This window comes from Pseudomonas sp. 39004 (genome assembly GCF_028682155.1).
In the GTDB taxonomy this organism is placed as follows: domain Bacteria; phylum Pseudomonadota; class Gammaproteobacteria; order Pseudomonadales; family Pseudomonadaceae; genus Aquipseudomonas; species Aquipseudomonas capeferrum.
Window position 1 is genome coordinate 1 of record NZ_JANIAG010000150.1, and the last position, 13,748, is coordinate 13,748.

Consider the following 13,748-nt stretch of genomic DNA (forward strand, 5'->3'; position numbering starts at 1 on the left):
CTTTGCGGCCCTTTCGCGACGCAAGGCCGCTCCTACACAAGGCCGTTGCTACAGGGAAGCCTGGGTTACAACAGCGACAGGGGGTAGTTGAAGATCAACCGGTTCTCATCGAACTCGTTGTTGCTGTAATCACGGCGAATGCTCGAGTTACGCCACTTCACACTCAAGTCCTTGAACGCCCCGCTCTGGATCACATAGGCCAGCTCCGTCTCGCGCACCCATTCCTTGCCATCGGTAACCGCCCCTGTGTGCACATCCTGCCCGCTGATGTAGCGGTTCATCAATGTCAGCCCAGGCACCCCGACGGTGACGAAGTTGAAGTCGTGCCGCACCTGCCACGACCGCTCATTGGCGTTATCGAAGCTTGAGTTGTAGCTGTCGTTGGCCAGCGTCCCGCCGCTGGTGCCGTTGACCCGCATCCAGGTATCGCCATCGACCTTCTGCAGGCCGACCCAGAAGGTGTTGCCGCCATACTTGGCCGAGAACATCCCCGAATAGGTCTTGTTGTCCAGCTGCCCGGCACGTTCGGAGCCGTCTTCATCGCCATGGAAGTAGCCCAGGTTGGCACCCAGGGTCCAGTCACCCACTGGCTGGCTGTGGCTCAATTGAAGGTACTGCTGCTGGTAGACGTCCTTGAGCACTGCATTCCACAGCCCGACCAGCGTGCGGTCCTGGTTGAACTTGTATTCGCCGCCGACGAAGTTGAAGCGGTCCGACAGCCCACCGCCGTAGCTCATGTCCTCCATGCTCGCGTCGTTGCGCGGGCTGTTGCCACGGAACTGCCCGCCATACAGCGTCAGCCCGGCGATCTCGTTGGAGGTGACCTGCCCCCCGCGGAACGTCTGCGGCAGCGAACGGCCGTCGTCGGAACGCAGAATCGGCAGCACCGGCATCCATTCTCCGATCTTCAGCTCGGTCTTCGAGATCCGTGCCTTGCCTGCCACCGCCAGCCGCCCGTAATCATCGGCCGGCCGCCCATCGTCGTGGCGCGGCAGCAGCGCGGTGCCGTAGGTGCCGCCACCGCCATCGAGCTTGACCGACCACAGCCCCAGCACATCCACACCGAACCCCACCGGCCCCTCGGTGAACCCCGAGCGGGCATCGAGGATGAAGCTCTGCGTCCATTCCTCGGCCTTGCTTTGCGGGTTGCTGGGGTTGGTGAAGTTGCGGTTGATGTAGAAGTTGCGCAGGCCGAGCGTGGCCTTGGAGTCTTCGATGAAGCCCGCCGCCACGCTGGTGCCCGGCAGGCTCCCGAGCATGCCGGCGCCCAGCAGGGCAAAGGGTAGGGTTTGGCAGATTTTCATTATTGTTGTGCTCCACAAAAGGGTGTGGCAGCCCGTCCACCGGGCACGCGCAAGCGGCCTGCGGCGAGGGCGGGTAGGTAACGGACCGGTCAGGGCCTAGGGGGTGAAAACGGGACAGGCGAGCGGCGAGGGTAGTGCGCGAGGTGTGTCGACATGGGATCTTCCACTGATTGTTGTTTTTGTTATGCGTTGTCGTACAACTTGAGCGATTTTTAGCAAGTGGGGAGGGGGATGTCAACGCTTTGTGGTGCGATGGTTTTGTGGAGGTACTATGACTTGGGGTTTGGTGCGGGTTCTCGACGGGGATCGCGATAGGCATACACCGTGAGCCCAAAACGGCATCCGAAGGCGGCAGCAGCCAGCCCCTATTTCACCCGCGCAAACACCTTCGCCAGCGCCTCTACCGCTACCCGCATCTCGGCTGGCGTCTGCGCCGCGAACCCCATCAACAGGCCGGTATCATTGCGCGGCATCGCATACAAACTGCCGAGCCCCAGCAGATCAATCCCTACCGCGCGCGCCGCCTCGACCACCGCCTCTTCAGGCAAACCCTGCACGAAATGGCAGGGCATCTGCAGCCCGCCGGCCGGGATGCACGGCGCCAGAAACGCCCCCAGATGCTTGTGCACGAGCTCAGCCAGCACGTCCCGTCTCTCGGCATACAGCGCCCGCATGGCCCGCACATGAGCCGTGTAATGCCCGCCCTCCATGAACCTTGCCAAGGTCAGTTGCGCAATGGACGCGTTATGCCCGTCCTGCAGCGTGCGTGCGCTGGTCATCGGCGCGACGAGCGAGGGTGGCAACAGCAGGTAGCCGATACGCAGGCCGGCAAACAGCGACTTGGTGAAGGTACCGATGTAGAGCGTGCGGTCATGCGCGTCCAGGCCCTGCACGCAGGCAGTCGGCCGGCCTTCGTAGTGGAACTCGCTGTCGTAGTCGTCTTCGATGATCCAGGCACGCTGCTGCCGGGCCCATTCGATCGCCTGCAGGCGCCTGTCCAGCGACAAGGTCGCGCCGGTGGGGTATTGGTGGGAGGGCGTAAGAAAAACCGCCCTGGCATTGACGGCCAGCCGCGCCATGTCCTCCACACGCATGCCGTTTTCATCCACCGGCACGGGCACGCCTGCGAGGCCTGCGGCGGCGATGGCTTTGCGGGTGCCTTGGTAGAGCGGGTCTTCGACCAGCACCTGATCGCCGGCATCCATGAGCACTTGGGCGCACAGGCCAAGTGCCTGCTGCGAGCTGGTGAGGATCAGCACCCGATCGGCAGTCGCCTGCGCCCCCCGTTCGAGGTTGAGGTAGTCAGCGATCGCGCTGCGCAGCGCAGGCATGCCCTGTGGCGCACTGTGCTCCAGCGCCTGGGTGCCATATTCCTTGTAAACCTGGCGCTCCAGCTTCTCCCAGGTTGCCAGGGGAAACTGCCGGGTCTCGGCAACCCCCGGTGCGAACGGGCGCGGCCCCTGGAAGTTGTTCACGCCCCCGCTCTGCAGCACGGCCATCGCCCTGCGGCTCAGTTTAGCTGGCTCATCGCAGAGCACCTCGCGTTGGCGCTTGCGCCGCGGCAGGTGCCGCGCGCGTTGCGACACGAAGCTTCCGCTGCCCACCCGACGCTCGATGAAGCCCTCTGCATGCAACTGGCTGTATGCCGCCTCGACGGTATCCCGCGAGACGCCCAGGGAAAGCGCCAGCGGGCGTGAAGCCGGCAGCGACTTGCCGACCGGCAATGCGCCTTCAAGGATCAATTGGCGAATCGCCCTTTGAATCCGCACGTGCAGCGACAACGCCCCATGGGCGGGGTCACTCATCCAGGCTTTGACCGATTGCAACTGTGCATGTTTGAACATTGGTCTGCTTCACGTGCGAAAAGTGGCGGGGCTATTCCGGCCATTCTATCGCTATAAATGCACCTGTTTTCCGAGCATTCCCACATTGAGAGGGGTTCACCATGACAGTTGCACAAACATTGGTTTCGGTTCGCGAGTTGAAGCAGAGCGATTTGCAGCAATGGAGCGCGTATTGGGAGCAGTATCAGGCGTTCTACAAAGTAGAGCTGAGCAAGGCCACGACCGAGCTGACCTGGGCCCGTTTCTTCGACCCGGCCGAGCCCGTGCACTGCGCCGTGGCCACGGACGGTGAGCGGGTGCTCGGCTTCGTCCATTATGTGTTCCATCGCTCGACCTGGGGGCGTAACGACTTCTGCTACCTGGAAGACCTGTTCGTTTGCCCGAGCACACGGGGCAAGAAGGTGGGCAAGCAGTTGATCGAGTTTGTGCAGGGCCAGGCGCAGGAAAAGGGTTGTGACCGGCTCTACTGGCATACCCAGGAAACCAACCAGACCGCACAGCGGCTGTACGACTGGATCGCTGAAAAGCCGGGGGTGATCGAATACCGGATGGCGCTGCCTGCCCAAGACAACTGAGGCCAGCAAGAGACGAGATGCGCTTGCAGTGTGAATTGCCCCTGGTTTTATAGACACCTTCAAGCCTCATAATGAGGCCCAAAAAAAGGCTGCCAATTGGCAGCCTTCTTGTTTCTCAGCCCGGACAATCAATCCCAGCTCAAAGCCCCGCCAGTCTGATACTCGATCACACGCGTCTCAAAGAAGTTCTTCTCTTTCTTCAAGTCCATGATCTCGCTCATCCATGGGAACGGGTTGGTGGTGCCTGGGTACTCTTCCTTCAGGCCAATCTGGGTCAGGCGGCGGTTGGCGATGAACTTGAGGTAGTCCTCCATCATCGCGGCGTTCATGCCCAGTACGCCACGCGGCATGGTATCGCGGGCGTATTCGATCTCCAGCTGGGTCCCTTGCAGGATCATCTGGGTCGCTTCTTCCTTCATCGAGGCATCCCACAGGTGCGGGTTCTCGATCTTGATCTGGTTGATCACGTCGATACCGAAGTTCAGGTGCATCGACTCGTCACGCAGGATGTACTGGAACTGCTCGGCAACGCCGGTCATCTTGTTGCGGCGGCCCATCGACAGGATCTGAGTGAAGCCGCAGTAGAAGAAGATGCCTTCGAGTACGCAGTAGTAGGCGATCAGGTTGCGCAGCAGCTCTTTGTCGGTTTCCGGGGTGCCGGTGTTGAATTCCGGGTCGGAGATGGCGCGGGTGTACTTCAGGCCCCAGGCGGCTTTTTTCGCGACCGACGGGATCTCGTGGTACATGTTGAAGATCTCGCCTTCATCCATGCCCAGCGACTCGATGCAGTACTGGTAGGCGTGGGTGTGGATCGCCTCTTCGAAGGCCTGGCGCAGGATGTACTGGCGGCACTCCGGGTTGGTGATCAGGCGGTACACGGCCAGGGCCAGGTTGTTGGCAACCAGGGAGTCGGCGGTGGAGAAGAAGCCCAGGTTGCGCATGACGATGCGGCGCTCGTCTTCGGTCAGGCCGTCCTGGCTCTTCCACAGGGCGATGTCGGCGGTCATGTTGACCTCTTGCGGCATCCAGTGGTTGGCGCAGCCGTCGAGGTACTTCTGCCAGGCCCAGTCGTACTTGAACGGTACCAGCTGGTTGAGGTCGGCGCGGCAGTTGATCATGCGCTTTTCGTCGACCGCAACGCGGGCAGCGGAGCCTTCCAGCTCGGCCAGGCCTTCGGCAACGTCGAGGGCGTCGAGGGCGGCCTTGGCGCGTTTTACGGCTTCGGAGTCAGAAGCGGTAGCAGCACGGGCTTCCAGGGCGGCGGCACCGCCGGCGCTGTCGAGCTTGTCGAGGGTGGCGGCGGCGTTGGCCTGCGCAGGGGTGTTGCCTTTGGCGGCTACTTCGCCGTCTTCGTTGTCGAATTCGTCCCAGCTCAGCATGGTTTGGCTCCTGCTTGAGGGCTGCCCTGAGGCAACCGGTTGGATTTTAAGAATGTGATGCCTGACGCACGGCCGTTACGGCGAATGGACAGCTCGAGAGGCTGACTCTCGTTACATCTGACGTGTGCCTGGCCAGGCCTCGGGGAGGGGCCAGGGACTTGAATAGGTGCCCTTTTCAGAGGGGGCGCAGTATACCGGAATTCGTCTTCGATCGGGACGCGTGTCTGGCGGTCGGGGGTAACTTTTTCGACCGGTTTTAGGTGCGTCCGTTCACGAGGCTTGTATCGGTATTTACGGGGTGGGAGTGTAGCGGCAAAAAGCGTATAGCACTACATATGGTGTGTTTTAATTTTAGTGGCACATTATGTTGTGTTTGGCGCGATTCTTGTAGGAGCGGCCTTGCGTCGCGAAAGGGCTGCGTAGCGGCCCCATCGATACCGCGGCGACGCTAAAATCCTGGGGCCACTGCGCAGATACAAAAATGCCGCAAAGGGGCACCCGTGGGCACCCCTTTTGCGGCATCAGGCCTTACTGGCAGGCTTCGCAGTCAGGCTCGTCGATCGCGCAAGCTTTCGGCACTGGTGCCGGGCCGGCAGCCTGGACCGGGGCGCTGTCGCCACCGCTGGAAACGGCGTTGAGCTTGCCGGTGTTGATGGTCGACTTCTCGGTGCTGGTCGCGGCCAGGGCACGGAGGTAGTAGGTGGTTTTCAGGCCACGGTACCAGGCCATGCGGTAGGTCACGTCCAGCTTCTTGCCCGACGCGCCGGCGATGTACAGGTTCAGCGACTGAGCCTGGTCGATCCACTTCTGGCGACGCGAGGCGGCATCGACGATCCACTTGGTCTCGACTTCGAACGCAGTGGCGTACAGGTCTTTGAGCTCTTGTGGAATACGCTCGATCTGCTGCACCGAACCGTCGTAGTACTTCAGGTCGTTGATCATGACCGAGTCCCACAGGCCGCGGGCCTTCAGGTCGCGGACCAGGTACGGGTTGATCACGGTGAATTCGCCCGACAGGTTCGATTTCACGTACAGGTTCTGGTAGGTCGGCTCGATGGACTGCGATACGCCGGTGATGTTGGCGATGGTCGCGGTCGGCGCGATGGCCATGATGTTCGAGTTACGAATACCTTTTTGTACGCGAGCACGCACCGGTGCCCAGTCCAGGGTCTCGTTCAGGTCGACATCGATGTACTTCTGGCCACGGGCTTCGATCAGGATCTGTTGCGAATCCAGCGGCAGGATGCCCTTGGACCACAGCGAACCCTGGAAGGTCTCGTAGGCGCCACGCTCGTCGGCCAGGTCGCAGGAAGCCTGGATCGCATAGTAGCTGACCGCTTCCATCGACTTGTCGGCGAACTCGACGGCAGCGTCGGAACCGTAGGCGATGTGCTGCAGGTACAGTGCGTCCTGGAAGCCCATGATGCCCAGGCCGACCGGGCGGTGCTTGAGGTTCGAGTTACGCGCTTGCGGCACCGAGTAGTAGTTGATGTCGATCACGTTGTCGAGCATGCGCACGGCGGTGTTCACGGTGCGTTGCAGCTTGGCGGTGTCCAGCTTGCCATCGACAATGTGGTTCGGCAGGTTGATCGAGCCCAGGTTGCAGACCGCGATCTCGTCCTTGTTAGTGTTCAGGGTGATCTCGGTGCACAGGTTCGAGCTGTGGACCACGCCCACGTGCTGCTGCGGCGAACGCAGGTTGCACGGGTCCTTGAAGGTCAGCCATGGGTGGCCGGTCTCGAACAGCATCGACAGCATCTTGCGCCACAGGTCTTTGGCCTGGATGGTCTTGAACACCTTGATCTTGTTGTACTCGGTCAGGGCTTCGTAGTACTCGTAGCGCTCTTCGAAGGCCTTGCCGGTCAGGTCGTGCAGGTCTGGCACTTCCGACGGCGAGAACAGGGTCCACTTGCCGTCATCGAAGACGCGCTTCATGAACAGGTCAGGGATCCAGTTGGCGGTGTTCATGTCGTGGGTACGACGACGGTCATCACCGGTGTTCTTGCGCAGCTCGATGAATTCTTCGATGTCCAGGTGCCAGGTTTCCAGGTAGGCACAGACAGCGCCCTTGCGCTTGCCGCCCTGGTTGACCGCAACGGCGGTGTCGTTGACCACTTTCAGGAAGGGTACGACGCCCTGGGATTTACCGTTGGTGCCCTTGATGTAGGAGCCCAGTGCACGCACAGGGGTCCAGTCGTTGCCCAGGCCACCGGCGAATTTCGACAGCATGGCGTTGTCGTGGATCGCGTGGTAGATGCCCGACAGGTCGTCCGGCACGGTGGTCAGGTAGCAGCTGGACAGCTGCGGGCGCAGGGTACCGGCGTTGAACAGGGTCGGGGTCGAGGCCATGTAGTCGAAGGACGACAACAGGTTGTAGAACTCGATCGCACGGGCTTCTTTTTCTTTCTCTTCCAGCGCCAGGCCCATGGCCACGCGCATGAAGAACACCTGTGGCAGCTCGAAGCGCACGCCATCCTTGTGGATGAAGTAGCGGTCGTACAGGGTCTGCAGGCCCAGGTAGGTGAATTGCTGGTCGCGCTCGTGGTTGATCGCCTTGCCCAGTTTTTCCAGGTCGAAGTCGGCCAGGGCCGGGTTCAGCAGTTCGAACTCGATACCTTTGGCGATGTAGGCGGGCAGGGCCTTGGCGTACAGCTCGGCCATCTCGTGGTGGGTGGCGCTGTCGGCAACGCTGAGGAAGCCCAGGCCTTCGGCACGCAGGGTGTCCATCAGCAGGCGGGCGGTGACGAACGAGTAGTTCGGCTCACGCTCGACCAGGGTACGGGCGGTCATCACCAGGGCGGTGTTGACGTCCTTGATGGCCACGCCGTCGTACAGGTTCTTCAGGGTTTCGCGCTGGATCAGGTCGCCATCGACTTCGGCCAGGCCTTCGCAGGCTTCGCTGATGATGGTGTTCAGGCGCGCCATGTCGAGCGGCGCCATGCTGCCGTCGGCCAGGGTGATGCGGATGCTTGGGTGCGGCTCGACCACAGCGTCGGTGTTGGCGCGGGTGGCGCGCTCTTTCGCGCGCTGGTCGCGGTAGATCACGTAGTCGCGGGCGACTTTCTGCTCACCGGCACGCATCAGGGCCAGTTCGACCTGGTCCTGGATTTCTTCGATGTGGATGGTGCCACCCGATGGCATGCGACGCTTGAACGTGGCGGTGACTTGCTCGGTCAGGCGCGCGACGGTGTCGTGGATGCGCGACGAAGCGGCGGCGGTGCCGCCTTCAACTGCGAGGAACGCCTTGGTGATGGCCACGGTGATCTTGTCGTCGGTGTAGGGGACGACAGTGCCGTTACGCTTGATCACGCGCAGTTGGCCGGGCGCGGTGGCAGCCAGATCCTGGTTGGCATCGGCGGCCTGCGGCACCTGGGCCTGCGGGTTCTCGCGAGTTGTGTCGGTTTGCATGGGTGGGTGTCTCCACAGTTTCTATATTGTACAGGCGCCTTTTGAGCGCCCACCGTTCCGTCCACTTGCTCGATCACCTGGCGGGGGATGCGTCATGCGCGCGCATCCGCCCGCTCGGGCGTACCGACTTCGGGACAGACTCAGGAATAAGGGGCAATAGCTTGCCGCTCCCTGGCCGAAGTCAAAGGCTTTGGGCTGAGCCCAAAAGCTGTTGCAGTTCAGTACTCCGCTGGAGCGGTATGGCTGGTCAGATCACCTGAAGTTCAACCGTAAAATCGAATAATTTGCCGGGTTGACTTTTGTGTGTGATTTTGCACGAACCCCAACATCTAGTGGTTCGCTGCGATCGGGATACAAGATAATGCGGTATTGGGGTCTTTGCAAGGCGAGCGCCTGTGGATAAGTTGTGCGTACTTTGTGGGTATGGCCTGTAGGCCTTGTGCCAAGTGGTTTGCAGTATTTTTCTTTCGCTCGCTGCCCCAAGGCAGAATTTTGAGGGCGCGAACCCTACCACAAAAAACGGTTCAGTCCAGTGGCTTGTGCGGCACCGCTGGCCGGTTGGCAGTACCCGGGGCGGCACGTAGTATCGGCCACAGAACAACAACAATTGCAAAGGCACAGGCCATGGACCAACCCGCACCGCGCATCCTCATCGTTGAAGACGACCAGCGCCTGGCCGAACTCACGGCCGAATACCTCCAGGCCAACGGCTTCGATGTGGCCGTCGAGGGCGATGGTGGCCGCGCCGTGCGGCGAATCGTCGACAGCCAGCCCGACCTGGTGGTGCTCGACCTCATGCTGCCCGGTGAAGACGGCCTGAGCATCTGCCGCCGGGTACGCAGCCAGTACGCGGGCGCGATCCTCATGCTCACCGCCCGCAGCGACGAGCTCGACCAAGTGCAGGGCCTGGACCTGGGCGCCGACGACTATGTCTGCAAACCCGTGCGCCCGCGCTTGCTGCTGGCCCGTATCCAGGCCCTGCTGCGGCGCAGCGAGGCGCCGGAAACCAAGCGCCAGGCCCTGGCCTTTGGTGCGCTGCGCATCGACAACCGCCTGCGCGAAGCCCGGCTGGACGAGCAGCTGATCGACCTGACCGGCGCCGAATTCGACCTGCTCTGGTTGCTGGCCAGCAACGCCGGCCGGGTGCTGTCGCGCGAGCAACTGTTCACCGCCCTGCGCGGTGTCGGCTACGACGGCCAGGACCGCTCCATCGATGTGCGCATCTCCAAGATCCGCCCCAAGATCGGCGACGACCCGATCCACCCACGCCTGATCAAGACCCTGCGCAGCAAGGGCTACCTGTTCGTCGGCGAGGCGCCATGAACAACTCGATCTTTCTGCGCATCTATGGCGGCATGCTCGCCGTGCTGGTGCTGGTGGCGCTGCTCGGTGTGCTCAGCCTGCACCTGGTCAACGAAGTGCGCGCCGCCCAGCACCGCGAGGGCCTGGCCCAGGGCACCTTCAGCCTGATGGCTGACAACCTGGCCGGGCAGAACGAAACCGAACGCAAACGCTCGCTGCTGATGTGGGAGCGCCTGCTCGGGGTGCCGCTGGCGCTGCAGCCGATGTCGGCGCGTACCCTTGATGGCGGCCAGCGTGCCCGGCTGTACCGTGGCCTGGTGGTGGTCGAGAAGACCGGCCCGCACGCCGCCCAGGTGCTGCGCAAGGTCGGCCGCGAGGAGGTGCTGCTGGTGGCTCAGGTGAAGCAGGTCAGCGAGCAACTGGCGCGGGCCACCCTTTATCTGTTGGCCGACGAACTGGTGCGTTATCCGGTCACCGAGCAGCAGCAACGCCTGGCGCAGCTCAAGCAGAGCAAGGGCTTTGGTTTTGACATTGCCCTGCAGCGCCTGGAGCGGGTTGGCCTGGATGACGACCAGCGGCGCCGGGTCGAGGAGGGCGACACGGTCATGGCCCTGGGCAAGGATGGCGATTCGATCCGGGTATTCGCTGGGCTGTCGGGCTCGCCCTGGGTGCTGGAAATCGGCCCGTTGCATCAGTTGAACCCCTATCCGCCGCAACTGCTGATCTTGATCGCCTTCCTTGGGTTGTGCCTGATCGGGCTGGTGGTGTACCTGCTGGTGCGTCAGCTGGAGCGGCGTGTGTCGGGGCTGGAGGTCGCCGCCACGCGTATTGCCCAGGGCAGCCTCGACACGCGGGTACCGGCTGGCGATGCCGACTCGGTCGGGCGCCTGGCTGCGGCATTCAACGGCATGGCCGAGCACTTGCAGCGCTCGCTGACCATGCAGCGCGAGCTGGTGCGGGCAGTGTCCCACGAGCTGCGCACGCCGGTGGCGCGGCTGCGTTTTGGCCTGGAGATGATAGAGACCGCGAGCACTGAGCAGGCCCGTGCCAAACACTTGGCAGGCATGGATGGCGACATCCAGGACCTGGACAAGCTGGTCGATGAAATGCTGACCTACGCACGCCTTGAGCAAGGCGCACCGGCCCTGAAATTCCAGCGGGTTGACCTGGATGCGTTGCTGGACCGGGTAATCGAGGAGCTGGCGCCGCTGCGCGCTGAAATCAAGGTGGTGCGCGGCGCATGCCAAGGGGATGAAAGCGATGGCGCCTGGGTCGAAGCCGAGCCGCGCTACCTGCACCGGGCCCTGCAAAACCTGGTGAGCAATGCTATGCGCCATGCCGAGTCCGAGGTGCGCCTGAGCTACCAGCTGGGCCAGCAACGCTGCCGGGTCGACGTGGAAGACGACGGCCCGGGTATCCCGGAAGGGGTCTGGGACCGCATCTTCACACCCTTCACCCGGCTCGACGACAGCCGCACCCGTGCGTCGGGCGGGCATGGCCTGGGCCTGTCGATCGTTCGGCGGATCATCTACTGGCACGCAGGCCGGGCCACGGTAGGGCGCAGCGAAACCCTCGGCGGTGCCTGCTTCAGCCTGAGCTGGCCGCGGGCACAGGCGCCGCTGTAGGGCTCAGACGCTGATCAGGCTGAGCAGGTGACCATCCTGAAGGCAGAACTGGCCTTGCAGCTCGGTGCCCTGCTGCCACTCGGCCGATAGATCGGTGAGCAGGCGCAGGCGGGCCAGGCCCTCGGCCGACCATTCCAGCACCTCGGCGTGCTCGAAATAGAAACGCTGGCGGGTCAGCGGGTAGAGGGTCTTGAACAGGCTTTCCTTGAGCGAGAAGGTCAGGGTCACTGCCAGGCCGAGCTGGCGGCGGTCCAGGCGCTCTATTTCGGCGGGCGTGAGGATTTCCGCCAGCAGGCGCTCGGCGCGTTCGTCGTCCAGCAGCGCTTCCTGGTCCAGGCCCAGGCCGCGGCAACTGCCCTGGTCGGCGACCACGGCGGCGGCCCAGCCTTGGCCGTGGGTGATCGAGCCGTGAATGCCGGCGGGCCAGATGGGCGAGCGGTCTTCATGGCTGGCTGGCACGTAGTTGCGGCCGTCCAGGCGTTGCAGCGCGGCGCGGGCGCAGACACGGCCGGCCAGGTACTCGGCCTGGCGCTTGGCCACCGAGCGTTGCAGGCTGGCGCTGGGGACGATGCCGGCACGCTGGAAGTCGTCGGCAGCCAGGCGGGTGGGGTCGAAGGCGCAACTGACCAGCACCGCACCTGGCAGCGGGCGGGGCAGGGGCCAGTGGTGCTGAAGCGGGGCGCAGCAGATGGGGAGTGTGTTCATGGGGGGTATTGTGCCAGCCGTAGCGGCTGTGGGGGAGGTGGGCGCGTCGGGGGCGCTTGCGCCCCCAGCGATCATTACTGGAACGCCTTCTTGAAGAACGCCTGCATATCCTTCCACGAGCTGTCATCAGCCGCTTTGTTGTAACCAATGTCCGGCCCGCCATGCGCGCCATGGCTCAAGCGGTCGGCATCCGGATTGGTAAACCCATGCTTGGCATCAGGAATACTGACGAACTGGTAATTGACCTTGGCCGCGTCCATTTCCGCCTTGAACGCTGCCACCTGCTCCTCGGTCACCATGCTGTCTGCCGCGCCGTGCTCGACCAGTATGTCGGCCCTGACCACGCCGGGCTTGGCCGGCGTTTGTGTGGCCAATGCCCCATGGAAACTCACCACGCCGTCCAGCTTCTCACCCCGGCGCGCCGCATCGAGCACCACCTTGCCGCCAAAGCAGTAACCCACGGCGCCCAATTGGTGCTTGTTCACGTTCGGCTGCTTTTTCAGCAACTCAAGGCCTGCGTCGAAGCGCGCGGCCGCCGCTGCCGGGTCTTTCATTGCCTCGGTCATGAATGCCTGGGCATCCTGCGGATGCTCGGTGTGCTTGCCATCGCCGTACATGTCGATGGCCAGCGCTTTATAGCCCAGGGCCGCCAGGTCGCGGGCGCGGCGCTTGGCATAGTCGTTCAGGCCCCACCATTCATGCACCACGACGATGCCCGGGCGCTTGTCGTCCAGTGCATCGTCATAGGCGTAGTAGCCGACAAAGCGCTTGCCTTCGTCGTCCTGGTAGGGGATATCGCGGGTCACCACTTGCGCCTGGGCAAGGGCGGCGCTGCACATCAGGGTCAAGGCCAGCAGGGCACGCATGTTCACTACTCCTTGTTCATCGCAAACGGTTCGTTCAGCCGCGGTTCAGCCAGGGTTCAGTCACGGTTCAGGGTGCCCTCCTTACTCTAGCTTCCAGACCGAAACAGCGCATCCAACTGGAGTACGAAGCCATGAAATCCTTCAACACCCTGCTCGCTGCCATGGCCGTTTGCGCCGCTGGCATCACCACCGTCCAGGCCGCCGATGACAACTTCGCCAGCCTGACCTACGGCCAGACCAGCGACAAAGTCCGCAAGTCCGGCCTGCTGCAGCGCAACACCGATAACCTGAACGCCGACGGCATCATCGGCAAGGACGACACCTGGGGTGTGCGTCTGGGTAAAATCAATGACCAGGGTCGCTACTACATGACCTACGACAACGTCTCGGGCGACCACAGCGGCCTCAAGCTGCGCCAGGAAAACCTGCTGGGCAGCTATGACCTGTTCCTGCCGGTGGGCGACACCACCAAGCTGTTCGGCGGTGGCAGCCTGGGCATGACCAAGCTGACCCAGGATTCGCCAGGTGCCAGCCGTGATACCGACTACGGCTACGCGGTCGGCCTGCAGGCCGGTGTGATCCAGGAGATTACCGACAAGGCGTCGGTGGAACTGGGCTACCGTTACCTGCGCACCAATGCCGCGACCGAAGTCGGCCAAAGCGGTGGGCCCAAGGACGGCACCCTGCGCCTGACCAGCAGTGCACAGACGTATCTGTCGGCCAACTACAAGTTCTGAGGT

At 62.9% G+C, this 13,748-nt stretch carries 10 protein-coding genes; 4 read left to right on the forward strand and 6 right to left on the reverse strand.

Features of this window, described 5'->3' with window-relative positions; translation table 11 throughout:
* Positions 1-65: 65 nt before the first annotated feature.
* Together NP534_RS21180 and pdxR are read right to left on the reverse strand one after the other, a co-directional pair.
* Entirely contained in the window at positions 66-1,304 is a 1,239-nt protein-coding gene (locus NP534_RS21180; RefSeq protein WP_227696385.1) for an OprD family porin, read from the reverse strand.
* A gap of 365 nt (positions 1,305-1,669) precedes the next feature.
* Positions 1,670-3,148: a MocR-like pyridoxine biosynthesis transcription factor PdxR gene (gene pdxR, locus NP534_RS21185; RefSeq protein WP_274099999.1), complete on the reverse strand. Its 1,479-nt coding sequence runs from the start codon at positions 3,146-3,148 to the stop codon at positions 1,670-1,672.
* A 101-nt stretch (positions 3,149-3,249) separates the two neighbouring features.
* Between pdxR and NP534_RS21190 the strand changes: the two genes are divergently transcribed.
* Positions 3,250-3,723, forward strand: coding sequence for a GNAT family N-acetyltransferase (locus tag NP534_RS21190; RefSeq protein ID WP_274100000.1), 474 nt, complete (start codon positions 3,250-3,252; stop codon positions 3,721-3,723).
* Between the two features lie 128 nt (positions 3,724-3,851).
* Here the strand turns inward: NP534_RS21190 and NP534_RS21195 are convergent, their stop codons facing one another.
* Both NP534_RS21195 and NP534_RS21200 read right to left on the reverse strand, forming a co-directional pair.
* Positions 3,852-5,102 carry a ribonucleotide-diphosphate reductase subunit beta gene (locus tag NP534_RS21195; protein ID WP_033699886.1) on the reverse strand — a complete coding sequence of 417 codons (1,251 nt, stop codon included), beginning with the start codon at positions 5,100-5,102 and terminating at the stop codon, positions 3,852-3,854.
* A gap of 528 nt (positions 5,103-5,630) precedes the next feature.
* Entirely contained in the window at positions 5,631-8,510 is a 2,880-nt protein-coding gene (locus tag NP534_RS21200; protein WP_033699885.1) for a ribonucleoside-diphosphate reductase subunit alpha, read from the reverse strand.
* Between the two features lie 624 nt (positions 8,511-9,134).
* Between NP534_RS21200 and NP534_RS21205 the strand changes: the two genes are divergently transcribed.
* Both NP534_RS21205 and NP534_RS21210 read left to right on the forward strand, forming a co-directional pair.
* On the forward strand, positions 9,135-9,833 hold the full coding sequence (locus NP534_RS21205) for a response regulator transcription factor (RefSeq protein ID WP_274100001.1): 699 nt from the start codon (positions 9,135-9,137) through the stop codon (positions 9,831-9,833).
* Positions 9,830-11,437 (forward strand): ATP-binding protein, encoded by a 1,608-nt coding sequence (locus NP534_RS21210; RefSeq protein ID WP_274100002.1) that lies wholly within the window; start codon positions 9,830-9,832, stop codon positions 11,435-11,437. The genes NP534_RS21205 and NP534_RS21210 overlap by 4 nt, the downstream gene beginning before the upstream one ends.
* Before the next feature lie 3 nt (positions 11,438-11,440).
* Here the strand turns inward: NP534_RS21210 and NP534_RS21215 are convergent, their stop codons facing one another.
* Positions 11,441-12,142: a 4'-phosphopantetheinyl transferase family protein gene (locus tag NP534_RS21215; protein ID WP_274100003.1), complete on the reverse strand. Its 702-nt coding sequence runs from the start codon at positions 12,140-12,142 to the stop codon at positions 11,441-11,443.
* Between the two features lie 74 nt (positions 12,143-12,216).
* Positions 12,217-13,008, reverse strand: coding sequence for a dienelactone hydrolase family protein (locus tag NP534_RS21220; protein ID WP_274100004.1), 792 nt, complete (start codon positions 13,006-13,008; stop codon positions 12,217-12,219).
* 131 nt (positions 13,009-13,139) lie between these two features.
* On the opposite strand from NP534_RS21220, the gene NP534_RS21225 reads away from it, so the two are divergent.
* Positions 13,140-13,745 (forward strand): outer membrane protein, encoded by a 606-nt coding sequence (locus NP534_RS21225; RefSeq protein WP_033699880.1) that lies wholly within the window; start codon positions 13,140-13,142, stop codon positions 13,743-13,745.
* The last annotated feature ends 3 nt before the right edge of the window (positions 13,746-13,748 follow it).

Coding starts and splice junctions, on each gene's coding strand:
- NP534_RS21180 (WP_227696385.1), bottom strand. CDS start 1,304: ATGAAAATCTGCCAAACCCTACCCTTTGCCCTGCTGGGCGCCGGCATG.
- pdxR (WP_274099999.1), bottom strand. CDS start 3,148: ATGTTCAAACATGCACAGTTGCAATCGGTCAAAGCCTGGATGAGTGAC.
- NP534_RS21190 (WP_274100000.1), top strand. CDS start 3,250: ATGACAGTTGCACAAACATTGGTTTCGGTTCGCGAGTTGAAGCAGAGC.
- NP534_RS21195 (WP_033699886.1), bottom strand. CDS start 5,102: ATGCTGAGCTGGGACGAATTCGACAACGAAGACGGCGAAGTAGCCGCC.
- NP534_RS21200 (WP_033699885.1), bottom strand. CDS start 8,510: ATGCAAACCGACACAACTCGCGAGAACCCGCAGGCCCAGGTGCCGCAG.
- NP534_RS21205 (WP_274100001.1), top strand. CDS start 9,135: ATGGACCAACCCGCACCGCGCATCCTCATCGTTGAAGACGACCAGCGC.
- NP534_RS21210 (WP_274100002.1), top strand. CDS start 9,830: ATGAACAACTCGATCTTTCTGCGCATCTATGGCGGCATGCTCGCCGTG.
- NP534_RS21215 (WP_274100003.1), bottom strand. CDS start 12,142: ATGAACACACTCCCCATCTGCTGCGCCCCGCTTCAGCACCACTGGCCC.
- NP534_RS21220 (WP_274100004.1), bottom strand. CDS start 13,008: ATGCGTGCCCTGCTGGCCTTGACCCTGATGTGCAGCGCCGCCCTTGCC.
- NP534_RS21225 (WP_033699880.1), top strand. CDS start 13,140: ATGAAATCCTTCAACACCCTGCTCGCTGCCATGGCCGTTTGCGCCGCT.